Genomic DNA, 21,120 nt, shown 5'->3' with positions numbered 1-21,120 from the left:
GTGCGCACTCCCGGGGCCCCTTCGGCGTGTGTTCGCGCCAGGCGTCGCCCGGACAGGCGGGACTTTCGGAACACGCGCTAGGACAGCCGCTTGACCGCCGCGTCCACCCGCTCGTCCGTCGCCGTCAGCGCGACCCGTACGAAGCGGTCCCCGGCCGGCCCGTAGAAGTCGCCCGGGGCCACCAGGATGCCGAGCTCCGCCAGATGCGCGACGGTCTCCCAGCACGGCTCGTCGCGGGTGGCCCACAGGTAGAGGCTCGCCTCGCTGTGCTCGATGCGGAAGCCGTGGCGCTCCAGCGCCGCCCGCAGGACGGTGCGCCGGCGCGCGTACCGGGCCCGCTGCTCGGCGACGTGCGTGTCGTCGCCCAGCGCCGCGACGGTCGCCGCCTGGACCGGGGCCGGGATCATCATCCCGCCGTGCTTGCGGATCTGGAGCAGCTCGCCGAGGACCACCGCGTCGCCCACGACGAACGCCGCGCGGTATCCCGCGAGGTTGGACCGCTTGGAGAGCGAGTGGACGGCGACCAGGCCCTCGTACGTCCCGCCGCAGACGTCGGGGTGCAGCACGGAGACCGGCTCGGCCTCCCAGCCCAGCTCCAGGTAGCACTCGTCGCTGAAGACCAGCACGCCGTGCTCACGCGCCCACGCGACGGTACGGGTCAGCTCCTCCTGGGAGAGGACCCGCCCGGTCGGGTTGGACGGCGAGTTGAGCCAGAGCAGCCGGAGTCCGGCCGGGTCCAGCTCGGTCGGGTCGTCGTAGGCGACCGGCTCGGCGCCGCAGAGCCGCGCGCCGACCTCGTACGTCGGGTAGGCGAGCCGCGGGTAGGCGACCTTGTCGCCCGGGCCCAGGCCGAGCTGGGTCGGCAGCCAGGCCACCAGCTCCTTGGAGCCCACGACCGGCAGGACGTTCTCGTGCGCCAGGCCGGTCGCGCCCAGCCGGCGCCCCGCCCAGCCGGTCAGTGCGTCCCGCAGGGCCTCGGTCCCCCACACCGTCGGATAGCCCGGGCTGTCGGCGGCCGAGACCAGCGCCTGCCGGATCAGCGCGGGCACCGGGTCGACGGGGGTGCCGACGGACAGGTCCACCACACCGTCCGGGTGGGCAGCGGCCGTCGACTTGTAGGGCGCGAGCTTGTCCCAGGGGAAGACCGGGAGGCGTGAGGAGACGGGTGCTGCGGGCACGGAATTCTGCTTTCTCGTACGTGGACGTGGGCGTTTCTCGTACGTGGACGTGGGCGCGGCGCGCGCACGGACGCCGGAAAACGCTGCGGTCCCGCACGGTGACGAGCCGTACGGGACCGGGCGGCGCTCGTGAGGCCGCCGTTACTGGTTCTGCGGCGGCAGCGCGGCGACGAACGGGTGGTCGCGCTCGATGAGACCCAGCTTCGAGGCACCACCCGGCGAGCCGAGGTCGTCGAAGAACTCGACGTTCGCCTTGTAGTAGTCCTTCCACTCCTCCGGGGTGTCGTCCTCGTAGAAGATGGCCTCCACCGGGCAGACCGGCTCACAGGCTCCGCAGTCGACACACTCGTCCGGGTGGATGTACAAGGACCGCTGGCCCTCGTAGATGCAGTCGACGGGGCACTCTTCGATGCAGGCCTTGTCCTTCACGTCGACACAAGGCTGCGCGATGACGTAGGTCACGCTGTCGTTCCTCCTCGGTAGGGCGTTGGCTCTCGCGCGGGAGCGCGGCGTCGTCGATGCCCGCACCTAGTATCTCCGTTCCGGGGCACGATCCGAACAGGAGGGGCGGACTGAGCTGTGGAATTCACCATCGGCGGACGGTTCGAGGTCCGTATGACAGCGGATGACGTGGGCAAACGCGTCTCGGTGCGGCAGGTGGTGCACGGAGGCGGCGAGGGCGCGAAGTTCACCGATACGGTCGGGGTTCTCACATCGTGGGACGACGGTGTGGTGTCGATCACGCCCCGGTCCGGCGAGAGCGTCCGGATCCCGGAGTCCTCGCTGGTGGCGGGCAAGGTGGTGCCTCCCGCCCCGGCACGCCGGCGCGGCCCCGCCGCCTCGTTCGAGGAGCTCACCCGGGTCGCCGCGCGCGCCTGGGAGCCGGTGGAGAGCGAGGCGCTGGGCGACTGGCGGCTGCGCGCCTCCGCCGGGTTCACCCGGCGCGCCAACTCCGTACTGCCGCTCGGCGATCCCGGGATGCCGGTCGGTGAGGCGCTGGGGCGTGTTGTGCGGTGGTACGAGGAGCGGGGGCTGCCCGCCTACGTGCAGGCGGGCACCGGCGCCGAGGGGGCGCAGGAGCGGCTCTGCGCCGAGCTGGAGGACCACGGGTGGCGGCGCGAGGTGACGGCCGAGACCCGGATCGCCGCGCTGGCGCCCGTCGCGGACCTGCCGGCCGACGTCTCCGGGGTGCGGCTGTCCCGGGGGACGGACGACGCGTGGCTGTCCCGGTACCAGCGTTTCGACACCCCGGGGCTGAGGCCGGGCGCACACGTCCTGAAGGTGCTGGGCAGCGGCCCCTCGGTGTGGTTCGCGTCGGTCCCCGGCGAGAGCGCGGACGGGGTCCCGGCCGCGATCGGGCGCTGTGTGGTGGACGGCCGCTGGGCCGGGTTCATGGCCGTGGAGGTGGGTGCGGAGCACCGGCGCCGCGGCCTGGGCACGTCCGTGATGGCGGCGCTGGCCCGCCGCGCGCTCGACGAGGGCGCGTCGGCCGCCTGGCTCCAGGTGGAGACGGACAACACGCCGGCCCGGGCGATGTACGACGGCATGGGCTTCGCCGCCCACCACCTGTACCACCACTTCCGGCCCGCATAGCGGGCGACAGCCCAGGAGTACATGTCGTATGAGCGCTCAAGACCCCGGTCAGGCCGGACGCAGGAGGCGGTTCGCCGACGAGGCGCGCGCCGAACGGCCGGATCTCGCCCTGCTCTGCCTCCTGCTGGGCGCGGAGGGTGAACCGGCCGATCCCGCCGCCCCCGCCGACCCGTGCGGCATCGACGCCGCGCAGGTCGAGCTGGACCGGCTGGCGGGCCTCCTGCCGTACGGGGCGCGGTCCGCCCGCGCGTGGGCGTCGGCCCTGGCGGAACTGCTGGGCGGGCGGTGCGGATTCGTCGGCGGGCCCGCCGACTACCAGCGGCTGGACTCCTCGCTGCTCCAGCGGGTCCTGCGCCGTCGCAGGGGGCTGCCGATCCTGCTCTCGGTGGTGTGGACGGAGGTCGCGCGGCGGGCCGGGGCGCCGGTGTACGGGGTGGCGCTGCCCGGCCACTACGTGGTGGGTTTCGGTGATCCGGCGGAGCAGGTGCTGGCCGATCCGTTCGCCGGCGGTGTCCCGTTGAGCGGCGAGGACGCCGCGCTCATGGTGGCGGGGACGAGCGGGGGGCGGCTGGATGCGTCGATGCTGGTACCGGCCGGGCCGCTGGAGACCGTGCTGCGCGTCCTGAACAACATCAGGGCCTGGGCCACGGCCCGGCCCGAGCGCACCGATGTGGCTCTCTGGGCGCTGGAGTTGTCGCTGCTGCTGCCCTCGCACCCGGCCAGGCTCCGCTACGAGCGGGCCCAGCTCCTCGTGCAGCGCGGGGAGTTCCTGCGGGGGGCCGCGGAGATGGAGGAGTACGCGGAGGTCGTCGACGGCGTGGAGCCGACCGCGGCCGCCGAGATCCGCCGGCGCGCCCAGGCCGCCCGGGCCCTGCTGAACTGAGAGCGGTCCGGCGCCCGCCCGGCCCCCGCCCCCTCCGGGGACATCATCCTGTGAAGTCAGCACCCCTCCGGTTCAGGCTGATACCAGGTCAATTGCCGTTCGCGAGACGTTATTTGTTGCGCACACCGCATCCACACGCACCTCTTGATGCACACCTCTTGACGTGTCCCGGACCATAGCGGTTACATCGGCGAAACACGTGAGAGCGCTCTCTCGCCTCTCTCGCCCGACCGTCGTGCCCCCCGCAACCACGACTCAGGAGACGTACTTCATGCACGTTCCCCCCACGGATCCCGCGCGTTCCGCGCCCCCCGCGTCCCCCCACCGGCGGCGCCGTCCGAAGGCGCTCGGCCTCACCGCGCTCGCCGCCGCGATGCTCATGGCCGTCCCCACGACCCAGGCCGCCTTCGGCAGCGACGTCCGGCCGGCCGCCGCCCAGGAGGTGGTCGGCGGCGGCGACCTCGGCCCCAACGTGCTGGTCTTCGATCCGTCGACCCCCGACATCCAGGGCAAGGTCGACGAGGTCTTCCGGAAGCAGGAGTCGAACCAGTTCGGCACCGACCGCTACGCGCTGATGTTCAAGCCGGGCACGTACAACGACATCAACGCGCAGATCGGCTTCTACACCTCGATCGCGGGCCTCGGGCTCAACCCCGACGACACCACCTTCAACGGCGACGTGACCGTCGACGCGGGCTGGTTCGACGGCAACGCCACCCAGAACTTCTGGCGTTCGGCCGAGAACCTGGCGCTCAACCCGGTCAACGGCACCAACCGCTGGGCCGTCTCGCAGGCCGCGCCCTTCCGCCGGATGCACGTCAAGGGCGGCCTCAACCTCGCCCCCGACGGCTACGGCTGGGCCAGCGGCGGCTACATCGCCGACAGCAAGATCGACGGCGAGGTCGGTCCGTACTCGCAGCAGCAGTGGTACACCCGCGACAGCTCCGTCGGCGGCTGGGGCAACGGCGTCTGGAACATGACGTTCTCCGGCGTCGAGGGCGCCCCCGCGCAGAGCTTCCCGGAGCCTCCGTACACCACCCTGGAGACCACCCCGGTCTCCCGGGAGAAGCCCTTCCTCTACCTGGACGGGGACGACTACAAGGTCTTCGTCCCCGCCAAGCGCACGAACGCGCGCGGCACCTCGTGGGGCAACGGCACCCCGGAGGGCGAGTCCCTCCCCCTCGACCAGTTCTACGTGGTCAAGCCCGGCGCCACCGCCGAGACCATCAACGCCGCCGTGGACCAGGGGCTGCACCTGCTGTTCACGCCCGGCGTCTACCACGTCGACCAGCCGATCGAGATCGACCGCGCGAACACGGTGGCGCTCGGTCTCGGCCTCGCCACGATCATCCCGGACAACGGGGTGACCGCGCTCAAGGTCGGTGACGTCGACGGCGTCAAGGTCGCGGGTCTGCTGGTCGACGCGGGTCCGGTCAACTCCGAGACGCTCGTCGAGGTCGGCTCCGACGGCGCCTCCGGCGACCACGCGGCCAACCCGACCTCCCTCCAGGACGTGTTCGTCCGCATCGGCGGCGCCGGCCCCGGCAAGGCGACCACCAGCATCGTCGTCAACAGCAACGACACGATCATCGACCACACCTGGGTGTGGCGCGCCGACCACGGCGAGGGCGTCGGCTGGGAGACCAACCGGGCCGACTACGGCGTCCACGTGAAGGGCGACAACGTGCTGGCCACCGGCCTGTTCGTCGAGCACTTCAACAAGTACGACGTCCAGTGGTCCGGTGAGAACGGGAAGACGATCTTCTACCAGAACGAGAAGGCGTACGACGCCCCCGACCAGGCCGCCATCCAGAACGGCGACATCAAGGGCTACGCCGCCTACAAGGTCGACGACTCGGTCACCACCCACGAGGGCTGGGGCATGGGCAGCTACTGCTACTTCAACGTGAACCCGGACATCCGGCAGCAGCACGGCTTCCAGGCCCCGGTGAAGCCCGGTGTGAAGTTCCACGACCTGCTCGTGGTCTCCCTGGGCGGCAAGGGCCAGTACGAGCACGTCATCAACGACATCGGAGACCCCACCTCCGGTGACACCACCATCCCGTCGCAGGTGGTCTCCTTCCCGTAGGAAGGCAGGCGGTGGAGCGGGGCCCGGTCGCTGCTGCGGCCGGGCCCCCTTCGTACCTCAGAGCCAGCCCTTCTCGCCGGCGACCCGGACGGCCTCGGTGCGGTTGCGTGCGGCCGTCTTCTGGATCGCCGTGGAGAGGTAGTTGCGCACCGTGCCCGGGGAGAGGTGCATCGCACCGGCGATCTCCACGTTGGTCGCGCCGTCCGCCGCCGCGCGCAGGACCTCGCGCTCACGGTCCGTCAGCGGGTTCGCCCCCTCCGCGAGGGCGGCCGCCGCCAGCGCCGGATCGATGACCCGTTCGCCCCCGAGCACCCTGCGTACGGCGTCGGCGAGCTGCGCCGACGGGGCGTCCTTGACCAGGAAGGCGTCCGCGCCCGATTCCATGGCGCGGCGCAGGTATCCGGGACGGCCGAAGGTGGTGACGACGACGATCTTGATGTCCGGGAGCTCGCGGCGCAGTTCCGCGGCGGCCTCGATGCCGTTCATGCCCGGCATCTCGATGTCGAGGAGGGCGACGTCGACGGCGTGCTCGCGCGCCGCGGCGAGCACCTCGTCGCCGCGGGCGGCCTGGGCCACCACCTCGATGTCCGGTTCCAGGCCGAGCAGCGCCGCGAGCGCCTCGCGCACCATGGACTGATCCTCGGCCAGGAGAAGTCTGATCATGCTCATTCCCCGGATCCTAGGCCGGGACCGACCGGGACACGGAGGGTGAGGGCGAAACCCTTGGCCGGGCCCGCCGTCGTGGTGGCGAGGGTGCCGTCGACCGTGGCGAGGCGTTCGGCGATGCCGGTGAGACCGTTGCCCGCCTTCGTCCCCGCCGCGCCCCGCCCGTCATCACTGACGCTGAGCTCCACGACCGGCCCCCCCAGGGTCTGGCGCGAGGTGAGGGCGACCGAGCAGCGCCGGGCGCCACTGTGGCGTACGACGTTGGTGACGGCCTCCCGCAGTCCCCAGGCGAGCACCTCCTCCTGCTCCTCCGGGACGTCGTCGGGGGCCTCGGTCGGGACGTCCGCGATGATGCCCGCGGCGGCGAGTGCGGTGCGGGCGCCCGCCAGTTCGCCGGGGAGGGTCGGGCGGCGGTAGCCGGTGACCGCGCTGCGCACGTCCGCCAGGGCCTGCCGGCTCACCCGCTCGATGTCGGCCACCTGCTCCGCCGCCCGGTCCGGACGGCCGGGGAGCATCCGGCCCGCCAGCTCGCTCTTGAGCGTGATCAGCGAGAGCGAGTGGCCCAGCAGGTCGTGCAGGTCGCGGGCCAGCCGCAGGCGTTCCTCGTTGGCGGCGAGCTGGGCGACGGTGGCGCGGGCCTCGCGCAGCTCGATCGTCGTACGGATCATCTGCTGCACCCCGGACATCGCGAAGCCGCCCAGCAGCGCGGGGAAGACCAGCGCGGTGACGATCTCCCGGGCATGGCCGGCGGACAGGCCGATCAGCACCATCACCGCGGTGGCCGCCGGGATCAGCCGGCCGGCGGTCCGCAGCGGCAGGGTCGCGCCGGCGGACACCGCGACGTAGACGAACAGCACCAGCCAGGAGATGCCGAGGGTCAGGGAGAGGACGACGGCGAGGACCGCGAGGACCGCGATCGACCGCAGGGCCTGACGGCGGGCGGGCGCCCTCGACGTGTGCCGGAAGACGAGGACCAGGTACACGGCGACGAAGACCAGCAGGCCGGCTCCGCCGAGCACCCGTGCCGTCACGGTGTGGTCACCGCTCACCACGTCCCGGACGGGAGCGCTCATGAACGCCAGCCAGATGCCGATCCACAGCAGCTTGACGAGGAACTGGCGGCGGCTGTGGGGCGCCTGCCCGATGCCGATGGACATCTCGTCGTCGCTCACGCCTTCAGGGTGTCCTTCCGGTAGAGCCAGGCCGCACCGCCCGCGAAGAGCACGAAGTAGGCGCAGAGGATCGCGATGTCCTTGGCGTGCGGCGAGCCGCCCATCTCGACGGCCTGGCCGAGAGCAGCGTACGCGTGGGTCGGCAGCCACTCGGAGATCGACCGGAGCCATTGCGGGAAGACCGTGGTGGGCATCCACAGGCCGCCCAGGATGGAGAGTCCGAAGTAGATGATCATGGTGACCGGCCGGACCGCGTCACCGCTGGCGACGTACCCGATGGCGACGCCGAGCGCGGCGAACACCAGGGAACCCGCCCAGATGAGGCCGGTCAGCGCCAGCCACTGCCAGGCGTCGAGCCGTACGCCCTTGACGCCCGCGGCGACGAGGAACACGACGACGATGCAGGGCAGGGTGACGATGCCGGCGCCCGCGATCTTCGACAGGACGTAACCCCGGCCGGGCAGGGCGGTGAGGCGGAGCTGGCGGACCCAGCCCTTCTCGCGCTCCTTGGCGATGCGTTCGCTGTTGCCCATCAGGACGGCGGTCAGGGCGCCGAAGGAGGCCATCGAGACCATGAAGAAGGCCTGGAGGGTCAGATCGGTGTCCGGGACCGTGTCGGTGGTGTTCTGGGTGCCGGAGATCAGCAGGTAGATCACCGACGGGTAGATGACGGAGAAGAACATGAACTTCTTGTTCCGCAGCGTGCGGAGCACTTCGAGCCTGGTCAGGCTCCAGGAGAAGTAGTGCGTCATGCGGTCCTGGCCTCCTCGGCCTCGGTAAGGGCGACGAAGGCCTGTTCCAGGCCGAGTCCGGCGACTTCGAGCGCGCGCGGGTAGAGGCCGAGGCCGTAGAGCGCGTGGACGGTCGCGTCCGCGTCGTGCGACTGGGCGCGGACCCGGTGGCCGTTGATGTCGAGCGCGGACAGGAACGGCAGCGAGCGCAGGGCCGGTTCGTCGACCGGTCCCTCCAGCTCGAAGGAGATCCGGCGGGCCCCCGCCTTCGCCTTGATCTCGGCGGCGGTGCCGTCGGCGAGGAGGCGGCCCTTGTGGAGCACGAGCACCCGGTCCGCGATCGCGTCGGCCTCTTCGAGGTAGTGGGTGGCGAACAGCACCGTACGGCCCGCGTCGGCCTGTTCGCGCATGGTGGCCCAGAAGGCCTGCCGTGCGGTGACGTCCATGCCGGTGGTCGGCTCGTCGAGCACGATCAGGTCGTTGGCGCCGGCGGTGGCGAGCGCGAAGCGCACGCGCTGCTCCTGGCCGCCCGAGAGCTTGTTGACCATGCGGCCGGCGATCTGGGTGAGGCCCGCGCGGTCCAGCACCTCACCGACCGGGTGGGCCCGCGGGTGGAGGTCGCAGACGAGCCGGACCAGCTCCTCGACGGTGACGTCCTCCATCAGGCCGCCGGTCTGGAGCATCGCGCCGACGCGGCCCGCCGCGATGGCGGCCTGCGGGGAGGTGCCGAGGATCCGGACCGTGCCGGAGTCGGCGGTGCGCAGCCCGAGGAGCAGGTCGAGGGTGGAGGACTTGCCGGCGCCGTTGGGGCCGAGCAGCGCCACGGTCTCGCCGGGGCGCAGGTCGAGGGTCAGTCCGTCCACGGCCCGTACGTCCCCGTAGGCCTTGCTGACGTGTTCGAAGCTCACCACGGGGGCTCTGGCCGTGGTGGGTGCGGCGGCTGTCGTTGTCATGCGTCCAGCCTGGCGGAACCAGGTGCCCGCCCGGCAGGGCCACGGATCGTGGATCCGGCATGACAGATGTCATGCCTGGGGCGTGCGACGCCGCCCCCGGCCGGAGGTCCGGCCGGGGGCGGCGGGTGCGCGGGTGACTCGGGCGGTCAGCCCTCGCCCCCCAGGTCGATGGCGACCGTACGCTCGGCGGGCGTCTTGCCGAGGAGCGCGGTCTGCATGGCGTGGGCCACGTCGTCGGCGCCGACCTCGTGCTGCTGACCGTCGCCCTTGGTGATCATGATGCCGTCGAAGACACCGTCCAGCAGGGTGTCGATCGCCTTCTTGTCGTAGACCTCGACCAGGCGGCCGTCGACCGGCTTCATGGAGAGGATCTTCGGCAGCGACCGCGCCGGCCCGAAGTCGATCTGCTTGGCTCCGGCCTTGATGGTGATCAGCCCCGACATCGCGGGCTCCGCGAACTCCTTCATCGCCCGGTCCAGTTCGGCCTGGTCGATGGTGGGTTCGGTGGTGGCGACCGGCAGTTCGACGACGGCGGGCTTGCCCGTCTCGACCTGCGCGCGGTAGGCGTCGCGGACGGAGATCATCGACCGGTTGACGTCGAGCGCCTGGCCGGACCTGCCCGGGACCGGCACGGCCTTGTTCGGCTCGAACCTGATGGTTCCGTCGTTGGCGGAGCCCGAGACGCCCGCGAGCTCGGTCAGCGCGAGGCCGAGCTTCTCCTCGTCGACCGGGATCACCGGGTCGGCCGGGCGTGCCCCGCCGAACAGCGAACCGATCACGGAGACCGGGTTGTAGTCGCTGCCCGCGGCGCCCCGTACGGTCTCCTGGCTGTTCAGGGTGAGACCCGCCTTCTCCGGGTCCAGCTTCTGCTCCTTGCCGTCCACGGACAGCGTCAGGGGCGCCTGGGCCCGCTTGCCGAAGGCGGCCTCGAGCTTGGTGACCGCCTCCTCCTTCGTGCCGCCGCCGATGTCCGCACCGAGGACGGTGGTGCCCTTGGGCACCTCGGAGTGGTTCATCAGCAGTCCGGCGCCGTAGGCGATGCCGAACAGCACGAAGACGCCGACGCACAGGAGGACCAGCTTGGAGCGGCCCTTCTTGGCGGGCGGGGCGGGCTTCGGCGCGGGCGCGGGCGCCGCCGCGGCGGGCCCGGCAGGACCGCCCGGGCCGTCGCCGGGCCGCTTGCCCAGGTCTCCGGGGCCGCCCGGGAACCCGGAACGGGACTCCGGGGGTACGACGGGGATGCCGCTGGTGAGGGTGTCACCGGAGACGTTGCCGGCGGGCCCGCGACCGGGCGCGGGCACCTGCGGCGTGAGGATCGCCGTGTCGTCGGACAACCGCGGCGGTACGGAACCGGAGCCCGCGGGACCGCCCGGGCCGGACGCGCCGCCGGGCCGGGCCCCGCCGGAGCCCGCCGGGCCCGAACCGCCGGTCCGGCCGGTGAGCTTGTCGAGGTCCGGGGTCAGGGACGAACTCCCGGTCATCGGGCCCGTGGTGGGACCGGACGGCGCCTGGCCGCGGCCACCGGACGCCGCGGCACCCGGGCCGCCGGGACCGTCCGCGCCGAACGCGTCCAGGGAGCTGCGATCCGGCCCGGATGTGCCCCCTTCGGGGCGGAACGGCAGATCGGCGCGGGGCGGCACCGAGGCCGAACCGGAGCCGGAGCCGGCGGCCGGGCCGCCCGAAGCGGAACCGGCCCCCGCGCTCAGCCCCGCACCGAAGCCCCCGCCGGACCCGGTACCCGTACCCGGACCGAAGGCCGGACCGGAACCGGAGCCCGGGCCGCCGCCGGAACCGGACCCGCTGCCACCGCCCGCGGCGGCGGGCGCCGCAGGCCCGGGTGCCACCGGCTTGCGCGGGGCGAACCAGTCGCTGCCGCTCTTCTCCTTGGCCGGCTTCTCGGCGGGGGCGTCGCCGTCCCGCGCCTTGGGCTCCTGACCGCCCCGCTCGTCGCCGGCCGGCGACTCGCCGTCGGCGGACGTGCCCGGCCTCGGGGTGCTGCCGGTGCGCTCGGTGTCCGGACGGCCGCCGGAGGTGTCGGTGTCGCTCATGGGCGTACGCATGACGACAGGCGGGATCGGACGCGAACCCGGGATGTTGATCCGGATACGGGTCGTCAGCGTCGTCTCCGTCCTGGGCTCGTCGGGCCGGGGCGGGTCCGCAGGTTCCGGAGCCTCTCCCGGCCCGCCCTCGGACGGGTGCAGCGACGGATACTGGCGTGATCCGTACGGCGGCGTACCCGACGGGTACGCGGCTCCGCCGCGCCCCTGGGGCCCGGAGGACGAACTGTCAGTTTCACGACTCAAAGCAGGTTCTCCCGATTGGCTCCGCCGCCCGTACTTCCCCCATGCCGCAGGCCAGGGGACGGCTCGGCGCGCGCACCAGCTTACTGGCCGCCGCCGTAGGACTCGCCGCTCCCTGGGGTGACAAGGACACGACCGCTCCCGCCCGGAGCGGCGGTCCGGGAGCGGAGACAGCACATCACGTCCCAGGTGGACGGGTGTCGTTGGCCGGATAAGGCAGGCGGGACATGGTGGCACACATCACAGCGACGGCCATCGTCCCGAGCATGAAGAGCGCCAGGCCGACCGCGTCACCGAAGACGTAGTCGCCCTCGGGGCGCCCGCCGAGCAGGAGAACCACCACGACGAACCAGCCCACCGCCGGGGCCAGCGCGCCGAGCTGGGTCCCGGTGAGCACCCTGCCGCCGTAGAACAGTCCGGCCGACGCCACCAGCGCGAGGACCAATCCGCCCGGGAACAGGGCCGCTTGCACCAGGGTGCCGGCGACCCCCAGGGCCGCCCCCAGGAGCACGAGACCGGCGTACACGGCGATCCTGGCGGGGTTCGGGCGGGCGGCGAGCCCGGTGGGTTCCGGGGCCCTGGGCGGGGCGTTGGTGCGCGGCGCCCGCGACGAGGCGCGCTCCCGCTGCTGCCTGCTGCTCATGTCCCCGCTCCCGGTGCCGCCGCGTCCGGCACGCCCGCGAAGAGGTCGTGCTCCCTGGCACCATCGTCCCCGCCCGCGGCCCCTCGTACCAACTCGTAGTACTCGGCGGTGAAGACGGGCTGCCCCAGGTCGTTCGAAAGAGCGAAGTACGGGCCGTCCACCGCGATCTGGGTGGCGTGCGCCCGCATCGCGGCGGTCTTCGCCGCCGCGTGGGCCGAGCCGTCGATCTCCGCGGTGATCCGGTCGTCGTCCACCACCCCCGGGACGTCACCGACGGCGGCGATCCCTCCGAAGGCGTCCGGGGCGCTCTCCCGCAGCCGGGCGAAGGCCTCCTCGGCCACCGACCGGGGCACCCGGTTCCAGTAGGTCTTCGCGATCGTGTGCGGCTCGCCGGTGCCGTACGCCGGGTCCGCGGCCAGCTCGGCGGCGCGCATCGCGACCCGGTGCGCCTGGATGTGGTCCGGGTGGCCGTAGCCCCCGTCCGGGTCGTAGGTGACGAGGACCTGGGGGCGCACCGAGCGGATCACCTCGGCCAGGTGTCCGGCCGCCTCGTCCAGGTCGGCGTCCCAGAAGGCACCGGGCCGGTGGTTCTGCTCGGTGCCCATCATCCCGGAGTCCCTGTACCGCCCGGGGCCGCCCAGGAAGCGGTGGTCGGTGACGCCCAGCTCCCTCATCGCGGCGGCGAGTTCACCGACGCGGTGGGAACCGAGGGTGTCGTCCCGGTCGGCGGCGAGGTGGGCCAGGTCCGGTGGGATGACCTCGCCCTCTTCGCCGAGTGTGCACGTCACCAGGGTGACGTGGGCGCCCTCGGCCGCGTACCTGGCCATGGTGGCGCCGTTGTTGATCGACTCGTCGTCGGGGTGCGCGTGCACCAGGAGCAGACGGCGGGCGGGAAGGTCCTTCATGGGACCAGCCTACGAGCCGCCCGCCCCTCGGTCCGACCGCCCCACGGGGCCGACGGGCATGAAGAGGCCCGGTGCGGGTATCCGGATCAGAACTTGATCCCGCCGATCATGCCCGCCACGTTCGAAGTCACCTCCGAGATGGTCGGGCCGATCGACGAGCTCGCGAGATAGAACCCGAGCAACATGCAGACCACCGCGTGTCCGCCCTTCAGTCCGGATTTCCGGATCAGCAGGAAGACGACGATCGCCAGCAGCACCACCGCCGAAATCGAGAGTGCCACGGCGGTTCACCTCCATCAGTACGGTCGGGACGGGCAGCACACATGGAGCCAGCAGGTTCATACCCACCGAGCGCTACGGATCATAACTATCCGTGCCGACGCATTGATCGGGGCACAGCAGCACGAGGGGCGCACGGACCGGCACTCCACGGCTAGGTTCGGTGCCATGACCTCGCAGAAGCTGTCCTTTCCACGCCAGCACGCCCGGACCCAGCGGTTCACTCTCGGCGCACCCCGGTCCTTCACCGTCTCACCGGATGGGACGAGGGTGGTCTTCCTCCGGTCCTCCTCCGGCACGGACCGGACGAACCGCCTCATGGTGCTGGACACCCGCACCGGCGAGGAGAGCGTCGCCGCCGATCCCGGGGCTCTGCTGGACGGTTCGGCGGAGAGGCTGTCGCCGCAGGAGCGCGCCCGCCGGGAACGGACGCGGGAGGGTTCCGCGGGCATCGTCGGCTACGCGGTGGACGCCGCCGCCGAGTTGGCCGCGTTCGCCCTCTCCGGCACGGTGTACGTGGCCGAGTTGGGGGCGGGCACGGCGCGGGCGCTCCCGGTGACCGGCCCGGTGCTCGACCCCCGGCCCTCCCCCGACGGCCGGCACATCGCCTACGTCGCCGGGGGCGCGCTGCGGATCGTGGGGGTGGACGGCGAGGGGGACCGCGCGATCGCGGAGCCGGAGGACGAGCACACCACGTACGGGCTGGCGGAGTTCGTCGCGGCCGAGGAGATGGGCCGCCACCGCGGCTTCTGGTGGTCGCCGGATTCGGACCGGCTGCTGGTCGCCCGGGCCGACGACGGCGCCGTGCGGCGGTGGTGGATCGCCGATCCGGCCAACCCGGGCAGCAGGCCCGCCGAGATCGCCTACCCGGCCGCCGGCACGCCCGACGCCGAAGTGCGGCTGTTCCTGACGGACCTCGGCGGGGCCCGTACGGAAGTTGTCTGGGATCGGACCCGCTTCCCGTATCTGGCACGTGTCCACTGGTCATCGGCCGGCACCCCGCTGTTGCTGGTGCAGGCTCGTGACCAGCGCGGTCAGCTGTATCTGGCCGTGGACACGGAGACCGGCGCGACCCGTACGGTCCATGTCGACGAGGATCCGGTGTGGCTGGAACTTTTCGCCGGAGTGCCCGCCTGGGCCCCCGACGGAAGGCTCGTCCGCGTCGCCGACGAAGGTGGCGCACGGGTGCTCTCGGTCGGCGACCGGCCGCTGACCGGCGACCGGTTGCACATCCAGGCGGTGCTGGACGTCGGTGAGTCGGACATCCTGGTGTCCGCCACCGCCGGCGAGGGCGCCACGGACCCGGAGACCGGCCAGAGCCACGTGTACCGGGTCGACGAGCTGGGCGTCGAGCGCGTCAGCGAGGGCCCCGGGGTGCACACGGCGGTGCGCGCGGGAGGGGTGACGGTCATGGTCTCCTCCTCCCTGGAGCGCCCGGGAACGGCCGTACGGGTCCTGCGGGACGGCGAGCGGATCGCCACGATCGCCAACCACGCCCAGGAACCCGTCCTGTCTGCCGGAGTGCGGCTGACCGAAGGGGGCGCACGGCGAATTCCGTGCGCCGTGCTGCTCCCCACCGGCTACACGGAAGACGACGGTCCGCTTCCTGTCCTGATGGACCCCTACGGCGGACCGCACGGCCGCCGGGTCGTCGCCTCGCACAACGCGCACCTCACGTCCCAGTGGTTCGCCGACCAGGGCTTCGCCGTGATCACCGCGGACGGCCGGGGCACACCGGGACGTTCACCCGGCTGGGAGAAGGCCGTGCGGGACGACTTCACCCTCTCCCTCGACGACCAGGTGGAGGCCCTGCACGCGCTGGCCGGACGCTTCCCGCTGGACCTGACGAAGGTCGCCATGCGCGGCTGGTCGTACGGCGGTTACCTCTCCGCCCTCGCGGTGCTGCGCCGCCCCGACGTCTTCCACGCGGCCGTGGTGGGCGCCCCGGTGACGGACTGGCGGCTGTACGACACGCACTACACGGAGCGCTACCTCGGCGACCCGGCGGAGCAGCCCGAGGTGTACGCGGCCAACTCCCTGGTGACGGACGAGGGGCTCTCGCGACCCGCCGACGAGGTACGGCCGATGATGATCGTCCACGGCCTCGCCGACGACAACGTGGTGGTCGCCCACGCCCTGCGGCTGTCCTCGGCACTGCTGGCGGCGGGACGCCCGCACGAGGTGCTGCCGCTGAGCGGGGTCACGCACATGACGCCGCAGGAGCAGGTGGCGGAGAACCTGCTGCTGCTCCAGGTGGACTTCCTCAGGCGGTCGCTGGGGCTCCCCCGGTAGGGCCGCCGGGTTTCACCAGCCGGGCGGCGGCGGGCCGGGCGGCGGCGGGCCGTCACCCGGTCCGCCCGGCTGCGGACGGCCGTACCCGGGCGGACCGGCGTATCCGGGCCCGGCCGACGGGTACCCGTACCCGGAGGAACCGGCGGGCGGGTAGCCGTAGCCGCCGGGTACCGGGTCGGGGCCGCCCGGGTCCGCGAGGCCCTCACGGGACAGCGCGAGCAGCGCGACGGCCCCGGCAAGGGCCTGGAAGAACGAGGTGGCCACCACGAGTCGGTACTCGATCTGCAACTCGCCGAAGTGCACCAGCAGTTCGTGGTGGACCGCCCGGGCCGCACCGAAGCTCCCCTGGAGCAGCAGGAAGCCGCCCGCGATCATCCCCAGCGGCCGGGAGTGGACGGCTCCCAGGAGCGCGGTCCACGCCACCACCAGACAGACGGCCGCGAGCGCCAGGGCGCCCCAGCCGGGCGGCCCGTCGGTCAGCCCCGTCAGGACGGCCCGCCCGCCGACGAGCCGGTCGGGATACACGCCGGAGGGCAGCGTGACGAACTGCCGGACCTCCCAGGCGACGAGCACGGCCGCCGAGGCGCCGAGCGCCACGAAGGCGGCGGCCCGGGCCCCCCGGCCGGGCCGGGTGGGCAGCGGCTCGTAGGCGTCCACGGGCGGCCTGCGGCCGGCGGCGCCGGTGACGATCAGCGCGAGGGCCGCGGCCAGGACCACGAAGGTGCCGACCAGTGCCCGGGTACGCAGGACGTCGCTGTACCGCCCGTCCGTCCAGGAGGCGCCCACCGTCCAGACGGAGGGCAGCCGCAGGGCCAGCGTGACCACTCCGGTGGACACCAGCGCGGCCGCCGCGACCGGGGAGCGCGCCACGGTGAAGAGTACGGCGGCGTAGACGACGAGCAGCACCGCGTCGGTCTGTGTGGTGACGGGCGGTGCGGCGGGCCGGGCGTCCGCGTAACCGGCCCAGTGGCGCACCAGGTCGACCGGGTCCCCCATCGCCCTCAGGTCCCGCACGATCCAGCAGGCGACGACGATCCCGAGCACGGCGCAGAGCACCGCGCCCGTGGTTCTCGCTCCCCGGGTGAGTATCACCCCAGCGATACTCCACCGCGGTACGGGGACGGACAAGAGGGCCTCGGGCGGCGGGCAGGACACGGGTAACCGGCCGGGGCGACGTGATGCGCGCCCCGGCCGGTCCACGGCACCCGCACGGCCGTACGTTCTCCATGGTGGGACGTCCGTATATCGGTGTGGCGACGGCCGAGTTGCGTGCGCGTTAACGACGCCGGCCGCGTCGTCAGGCCGGCCCGCCCCGGTCGTCCCGGTCGTCCTCCTCCGGCGGCGCGTCCGCCGGCTCGGGCGTCTCCAGCAGCCCCTCCGGCGGCACCACCCGCTTCTCCTCGGCGAAGTGGCAGGCGGAGTCGTGCCGGGCCGGCGTCGAGGTGTCCCGGAAGACCGCCGGGACCGCCAGCAGCGGCACCTCCAGCGCACACCGCTCCTGTGCCTTCCAGCAGCGGGTGCGGAAGCGGCAGCCCGACGGGATGTTCGCCGGTGAGGGCACGTCTCCGTGCAGGATGATCCGCTCACGGTGGTCACGGGCCGTCGGATCCGGTACGGGGACGGCCGACAGCAGCGCCTGGGTGTAGGGGTGCGTCGGGTGGTCGTAGATCTCCTGGTCGGTACCGATCTCGACGATGCGGCCGAGGTACATGACACCCACCCGGTCCGAGATGTGACGGACGATCGACAGGTCGTGCGCGATGAACACGAAACTCAGGTCGAACTCCGCCTGCAGCCGGTCCAGCAGGTTCACCACCTGCGCCTGCACGGAGACGTCGAGGGCCGAGACCGGCTCGTCCGCGACGATGATCTCCGGGTTGAGGGCGAGCCCCCGCGCGATCCCGATGCGCTGGCGCTGGCCACCGGAGAACTGGTGCGGGTACCGGTTGATGTACTCCGGGTTCAGCCCGACGACGTCCAGGAGGTCCTGCACCCTCTTCCGCCGGCTCCCCCGGGGCGCGACCTCGGGGTGGATCTCGTACGGCTCCCCGATGATGTCGCCGACCGTCATGCGCGGGTTCAGCGAGGTGTACGGGTCCTGGAACACCATCTGGATGTTGCGGCGCACGGCCTTCAGCGCACGGCCGGACAGCTTGGTGATGTCCTCGCCCTTGTACCGGATGGAGCCCCCCGTCACGGGCTCCAGGTGGACCAGCATCCTGGCGACGGTCGACTTCCCGCAGCCGGACTCCCCCACGATGCCGAGCGTCTCACCCGCCGAGAGGTCGAAGTCGACGCCGTCGACGGCCTTCACCGCGCCGACCTGCTTCTTGAAGAGGATGCCCTGGGTCAGCGGGTAGTGCTTGACCAGGCCGCGCACCTGGAGGATCGGCTCGCCCTCGGCGTACGCGGCCCCGGGCGCCCCGGCCTGGAGGAGGGAGCCGCCGCCCCCGCGGCCCGTCTCGTCAGCGTGCATCGAGCGTCTCCTTCCAGAAGTGGCAGGCGCTCCTGCGGTTCTCGTCCACGGTGTAGAGCGGCGGGACGTCCGTACGGCACACCGGCTGGGCCATCGGGCAGCGCGGGTGGAAGGCGCAGCCGGGCGGGATGTGCAGCAGGTTGGGCGGCAGCCCCTTGATCGCGTACAGCTCCTGGCCCTTCTGGTCCAGCCGCGGGATCGACCGGAGCAGGCCCTTGGTGTAGGGGTGGGCGGGGGCCCGGTAGATGTCGTGGACGGGTGAGGTCTCGACGATGCGCCCGGCGTACATGACCGCGATCTTGTCGGCGACGTCGGCCACCACCCCGAGGTCGTGGGTGATGAGGATGAGCCCCATGTTGAGCTCGCGCTGGAGCTCCGCGAGCAGGTCCATGACCTGGGCCTGGACCGTCACGTCGAGCGCCGTGGTGGGCTCGTCCGCGATGATCAGGTCGGGCTCCAGGGCCAGCGCCATGGCGATCATGATGCGCTGGCGCATACCGCCGGAGAACTGGTGCGGGAAGTTGCCGACCCGCTCACGGGCCGCCGGAATGCGTACCCGGTCCATCAGCTCGATGGCCTTGACCTTGGCGTCGGACCGGGACATCCCCCGGTGCACGACGAACATCTCGCCGAGCTGCTCGCCCACGCTGAGCACGGGGTTCAGCGAGGACAGCGCGTCCTGGAAGATCATGGCCATCTCCTGGCCGCGGATCCTCCGCCGCTCCTCCGTCCTGAGCTTCAGCAGGTCGCGGTCCTTGAAGACGATCTCGCCGCCGCTGATCTTCCCGGGCGGCATGTCGAGGATGCCCATGATCGCCTGGGCGGTGACCGACTTGCCCGAGCCGGACTCACCGAGGACGGCCAGCGTCTCCCCGGCGTCCACGCTGTAGTTGACCCCGTTGACGGCCTTGGCGACGCCCTCGCGGGTGTGGAACTCCACGTGCAGATCGCGCACTTCGAGCAACATGGCAGCGGGCTCCTCAGCGCAGTTTGGGGTCGAGGGCGTCGCGCACCGCGTCGCCGAGCATGATGAAGGCGAGCACCGTGATCGCCAGGGCCCCGGCGGGCCAGAGCAGCATGTGCGGCGCGTTGCGGATGTACTGGGAGGCGGCGGAGATGTCGATCCCCCAGGAGACCGCCGGCGGCTTCAGCCCGACCCCGAGGAACGACAGCGTCGCCTCCAGCGAGATGTACGTCCCCAGGGCGATGGTCGCGACGACGATCACCGGGGCGACCGCGTTGGGCGTGATGTGCCGCAGCATCATCCGGGTGTTGGAGGCCCCGAGCGCCCGGGCCGCCTGGACGTAGTCGTTCTGCTTGGCGGTGATGACGGAGCCCCGGGCGATACGGGCGATCTGCGGCCAGCCCAGCAGCACGATGAAGCCGATCACCGGCCAGACGGTGGAGCTGGTGACCACCGAGAGGAACACCAGGCCGCCGAGGACCACCGGGATGCCGAAGAAGACGTCCGTGATGCGGGAGAGGACCGCGTCCCAGACGCCCCCGAAGAAGCCGGCCAGTCCGCCCAGCACGCCGCCGAGCAGCGAGACGCCGAGCGTGGCGCAGACGCCGACGGTGACCGAGGTCCGCGCGCCGTACACGGTCCGGGTGTAGACGTCGCAGCCCTGCCCGTCGAAGCCGAAGGGGTGTCCGGGCTGGGAGCCCTCCTGCGCCTTGCCCAGGTCGCAGCTGAGCGGGTCCCGGTCCGCGATCAGCGAGGGCCAGATCGAGATGACGACCAGGAACAGGATGATCAGGGCGGAGATGATGAAGACCGGGTTGCGGCGCAGGTCGCGCCAGGCGTCGGACCAGAGGCTGCGGGGCTTGCCGGCGGGACCGGTGCCGTCGGGGCCGGGTGACTTCTCCAGGCTGCCGCCCTCCTCCATCGCGAGGTCCGTGGCCCCGCCGGCCCCGGTGCCCGAGATCGCCCCGCTCGGGTCTTCCCACGGCTGCTGCTCAGGCATAGCGGATCCTCGGGTCGAGTACGGCGTACAGGAGGTCGACGATCAGGTTCGCCGCCAGGAAGACGAGGACCAGGACGGTGACGAACCCGACGACGGTCTGGGAGTTCTGGCGCAGGATGCCCTGGTAGAGCTGGTAGCCGACCCCGTGGATGTTGAAGATCCGCTCGGTGACGATCGCCCCGCCCATCAGGGCGCCCACGTCGGTCCCGATGAAGGTGACGACGGGGATGAGCGAGTTGCGCAGCAGGTGCCGCACGACCACGCGGCGCCGGGGCAGTCCCTTGGCCACGGCGGTACGGACGTAGTCGGCGCGGGCGTTCTCCGCGATCGACGTCCGGGTGAGCCGGGTGACGTAGGCGAGCGAGACGGAGGCGAGGACGAGTCCCGGGACGATGAGTTCGTCGACGGGCGCCTCCGAGGAGACGGAGGGCTTGATGACACCCCACTCCACGCCCAGCAGGAGCTGGAGCAGCAGGCCGGTGACGAACGTCGGTACGGAGATCACGACGAGGGTCAGGATCAGCACGGTGGTGTCGATGGGCCGGCCGCGGCGCAGCCCGGTGAGGACACCGAGGGTGATGCCGATGACGATCTCGAACACGATCGCGACGATGGTGAGCCGGATGGTGATGGGGAAGGCGGTGCCCATCAGCTCGGTGACCTTCTGCCCGTTGAACGCGGTGCCGAAGTCGCCGGTGAAGACATTGCCCATGTAGGTCGCGTACTGCTGCCAGACGGGCTTGTCGAGGCCGAACTCGGCCCGCAGCCGGGCGGCGGTCGCGGGGTCGCACTGGCGGTCGCCGCAGAGGCCCGCGATGGGGTCACCCATCACGTTCACCATGAGGAAGATCAGCAGCGTGGTGCCGAAGAAGACGGGGATCATCTGCAGCAGCCGCCGGATCACATAACGTCCCATGAAGGGCTCCGGAGGTCGGGGCGAACAGGCGGGGCGGGGATGCGTGAGGCCGGGTGGCCGGTGCGCGGACGGCGCACCGG

19 protein-coding genes are annotated in these 21,120 nt (G+C 72.2%); 4 read left to right on the top strand and 15 right to left on the bottom strand.

What is annotated here, in order from left to right:
• Positions 1–77 precede the first annotated feature (77 nt).
• On the bottom strand, positions 78–1,178 hold the full coding sequence (gene dapC / locus SACTE_RS21700) for a succinyldiaminopimelate transaminase (protein WP_014048160.1): 1,101 nt from the start codon (positions 1,176–1,178) through the stop codon (positions 78–80).
• A 141-nt stretch (positions 1,179–1,319) separates the two neighbouring features.
• A complete protein-coding gene (gene fdxA, locus SACTE_RS21695) occupies positions 1,320–1,640 on the bottom strand; it encodes a ferredoxin (protein ID WP_014048159.1) in 321 nt (106 codons plus the stop codon).
• 117 nt (positions 1,641–1,757) lie between these two features.
• Here fdxA and SACTE_RS21690 point away from each other — a divergent pair, with 117 nt between their 5' ends.
• From SACTE_RS21690 to SACTE_RS21680, 3 genes are all read left to right on the top strand, one after another.
• Positions 1,758–2,771, top strand: coding sequence for a GNAT family N-acetyltransferase (locus SACTE_RS21690; RefSeq protein WP_014048158.1), 1,014 nt, complete (start codon positions 1,758–1,760; stop codon positions 2,769–2,771).
• 28 nt (positions 2,772–2,799) lie between these two features.
• The gene (locus SACTE_RS21685; protein WP_014048157.1) at positions 2,800–3,654 is read left to right on the top strand and encodes a tetratricopeptide repeat protein; all 855 of its coding nucleotides are present in this window, start codon (positions 2,800–2,802) and stop codon (positions 3,652–3,654) included.
• A gap of 271 nt (positions 3,655–3,925) precedes the next feature.
• Positions 3,926–5,743, top strand: a complete 1,818-nt coding sequence (locus SACTE_RS21680) for a hypothetical protein (protein ID WP_014048156.1) — start codon at positions 3,926–3,928, stop codon at positions 5,741–5,743.
• A 57-nt stretch (positions 5,744–5,800) separates the two neighbouring features.
• On the opposite strand, the gene SACTE_RS21675 is transcribed toward SACTE_RS21680, so the two are convergent.
• The 8 genes from SACTE_RS21675 to SACTE_RS21640 form a co-directional block, all read right to left on the bottom strand.
• Positions 5,801–6,412, bottom strand: coding sequence for a response regulator transcription factor (locus SACTE_RS21675; RefSeq protein WP_014048155.1), 612 nt, complete (start codon positions 6,410–6,412; stop codon positions 5,801–5,803).
• Positions 6,409–7,581 carry a histidine kinase gene (locus SACTE_RS21670; protein WP_019992402.1) on the bottom strand — a complete coding sequence of 391 codons (1,173 nt, stop codon included), beginning with the start codon at positions 7,579–7,581 and terminating at the stop codon, positions 6,409–6,411. The genes SACTE_RS21675 and SACTE_RS21670 overlap by 4 nt, the downstream gene beginning before the upstream one ends.
• Positions 7,578–8,333: an ABC transporter permease gene (locus SACTE_RS21665; RefSeq protein WP_014048153.1), complete on the bottom strand. Its 756-nt coding sequence runs from the start codon at positions 8,331–8,333 to the stop codon at positions 7,578–7,580. Before SACTE_RS21665 ends, SACTE_RS21670 begins: the two co-directional genes overlap by 4 nt.
• Positions 8,330–9,265: an ABC transporter ATP-binding protein gene (locus tag SACTE_RS21660; RefSeq protein ID WP_014048152.1), complete on the bottom strand. Its 936-nt coding sequence runs from the start codon at positions 9,263–9,265 to the stop codon at positions 8,330–8,332. The genes SACTE_RS21665 and SACTE_RS21660 overlap by 4 nt, the downstream gene beginning before the upstream one ends.
• A 146-nt stretch (positions 9,266–9,411) precedes the next feature.
• Positions 9,412–11,568 (bottom strand): hypothetical protein, encoded by a 2,157-nt coding sequence (locus SACTE_RS21655; RefSeq protein WP_176724318.1) that lies wholly within the window; start codon positions 11,566–11,568, stop codon positions 9,412–9,414.
• Positions 11,569–11,743: 175 nt separating this feature from the next.
• Positions 11,744–12,208 carry a DUF6113 family protein gene (locus SACTE_RS21650; RefSeq protein ID WP_014048150.1) on the bottom strand — a complete coding sequence of 155 codons (465 nt, stop codon included), beginning with the start codon at positions 12,206–12,208 and terminating at the stop codon, positions 11,744–11,746.
• Complete coding sequence (gene mshB, locus SACTE_RS21645) at positions 12,205–13,113, bottom strand: N-acetyl-1-D-myo-inositol-2-amino-2-deoxy-alpha-D-glucopyranoside deacetylase (protein ID WP_014048149.1); 909 nt, start codon at positions 13,111–13,113, stop codon at positions 12,205–12,207. Before mshB ends, SACTE_RS21650 begins: the two co-directional genes overlap by 4 nt.
• Positions 13,114–13,199: 86 nt before the next feature.
• Entirely contained in the window at positions 13,200–13,394 is a 195-nt protein-coding gene (locus tag SACTE_RS21640) for a hypothetical protein (protein ID WP_014048148.1), read from the bottom strand.
• 166 nt (positions 13,395–13,560) lie between these two features.
• Here SACTE_RS21640 and SACTE_RS21635 point away from each other — a divergent pair, with 166 nt between their 5' ends.
• Positions 13,561–15,684 (top strand): alpha/beta fold hydrolase, encoded by a 2,124-nt coding sequence (locus SACTE_RS21635; protein ID WP_014048147.1) that lies wholly within the window; start codon positions 13,561–13,563, stop codon positions 15,682–15,684.
• Between the two features lie 12 nt (positions 15,685–15,696).
• Here the strand turns inward: SACTE_RS21635 and SACTE_RS21630 are convergent, their stop codons facing one another.
• From SACTE_RS21630 to SACTE_RS21610, 5 genes are all read right to left on the bottom strand, one after another.
• On the bottom strand, positions 15,697–16,776 hold the full coding sequence (locus tag SACTE_RS21630; protein WP_014048146.1) for a hypothetical protein: 1,080 nt from the start codon (positions 16,774–16,776) through the stop codon (positions 15,697–15,699).
• A 205-nt stretch (positions 16,777–16,981) separates the two neighbouring features.
• Positions 16,982–18,160, bottom strand: a complete 1,179-nt coding sequence (locus SACTE_RS21625) for a dipeptide ABC transporter ATP-binding protein (RefSeq protein ID WP_014048145.1) — start codon at positions 18,158–18,160, stop codon at positions 16,982–16,984.
• Positions 18,150–19,127 carry an ABC transporter ATP-binding protein gene (locus SACTE_RS21620; RefSeq protein ID WP_014048144.1) on the bottom strand — a complete coding sequence of 326 codons (978 nt, stop codon included), beginning with the start codon at positions 19,125–19,127 and terminating at the stop codon, positions 18,150–18,152. The genes SACTE_RS21625 and SACTE_RS21620 overlap by 11 nt, the downstream gene beginning before the upstream one ends.
• Before the next feature lie 13 nt (positions 19,128–19,140).
• The gene (locus SACTE_RS21615; RefSeq protein WP_014048143.1) at positions 19,141–20,124 is read right to left on the bottom strand and encodes an ABC transporter permease; all 984 of its coding nucleotides are present in this window, start codon (positions 20,122–20,124) and stop codon (positions 19,141–19,143) included.
• The gene (locus tag SACTE_RS21610; RefSeq protein ID WP_014048142.1) at positions 20,117–21,040 is read right to left on the bottom strand and encodes an ABC transporter permease; all 924 of its coding nucleotides are present in this window, start codon (positions 21,038–21,040) and stop codon (positions 20,117–20,119) included. The genes SACTE_RS21615 and SACTE_RS21610 overlap by 8 nt, the downstream gene beginning before the upstream one ends.
• Positions 21,041–21,120: the final 80 nt, after the last annotated feature.

It is taken from the genome of Streptomyces sp. SirexAA-E (assembly GCF_000177195.2).
Classification (GTDB): Bacteria; Actinomycetota; Actinomycetes; order Streptomycetales; family Streptomycetaceae; genus Streptomyces; species Streptomyces flavovirens.
The sequence above is the reverse complement of the archived record's forward strand: the minus strand, read 5'-3'. Positions and strand labels throughout refer to the sequence as shown.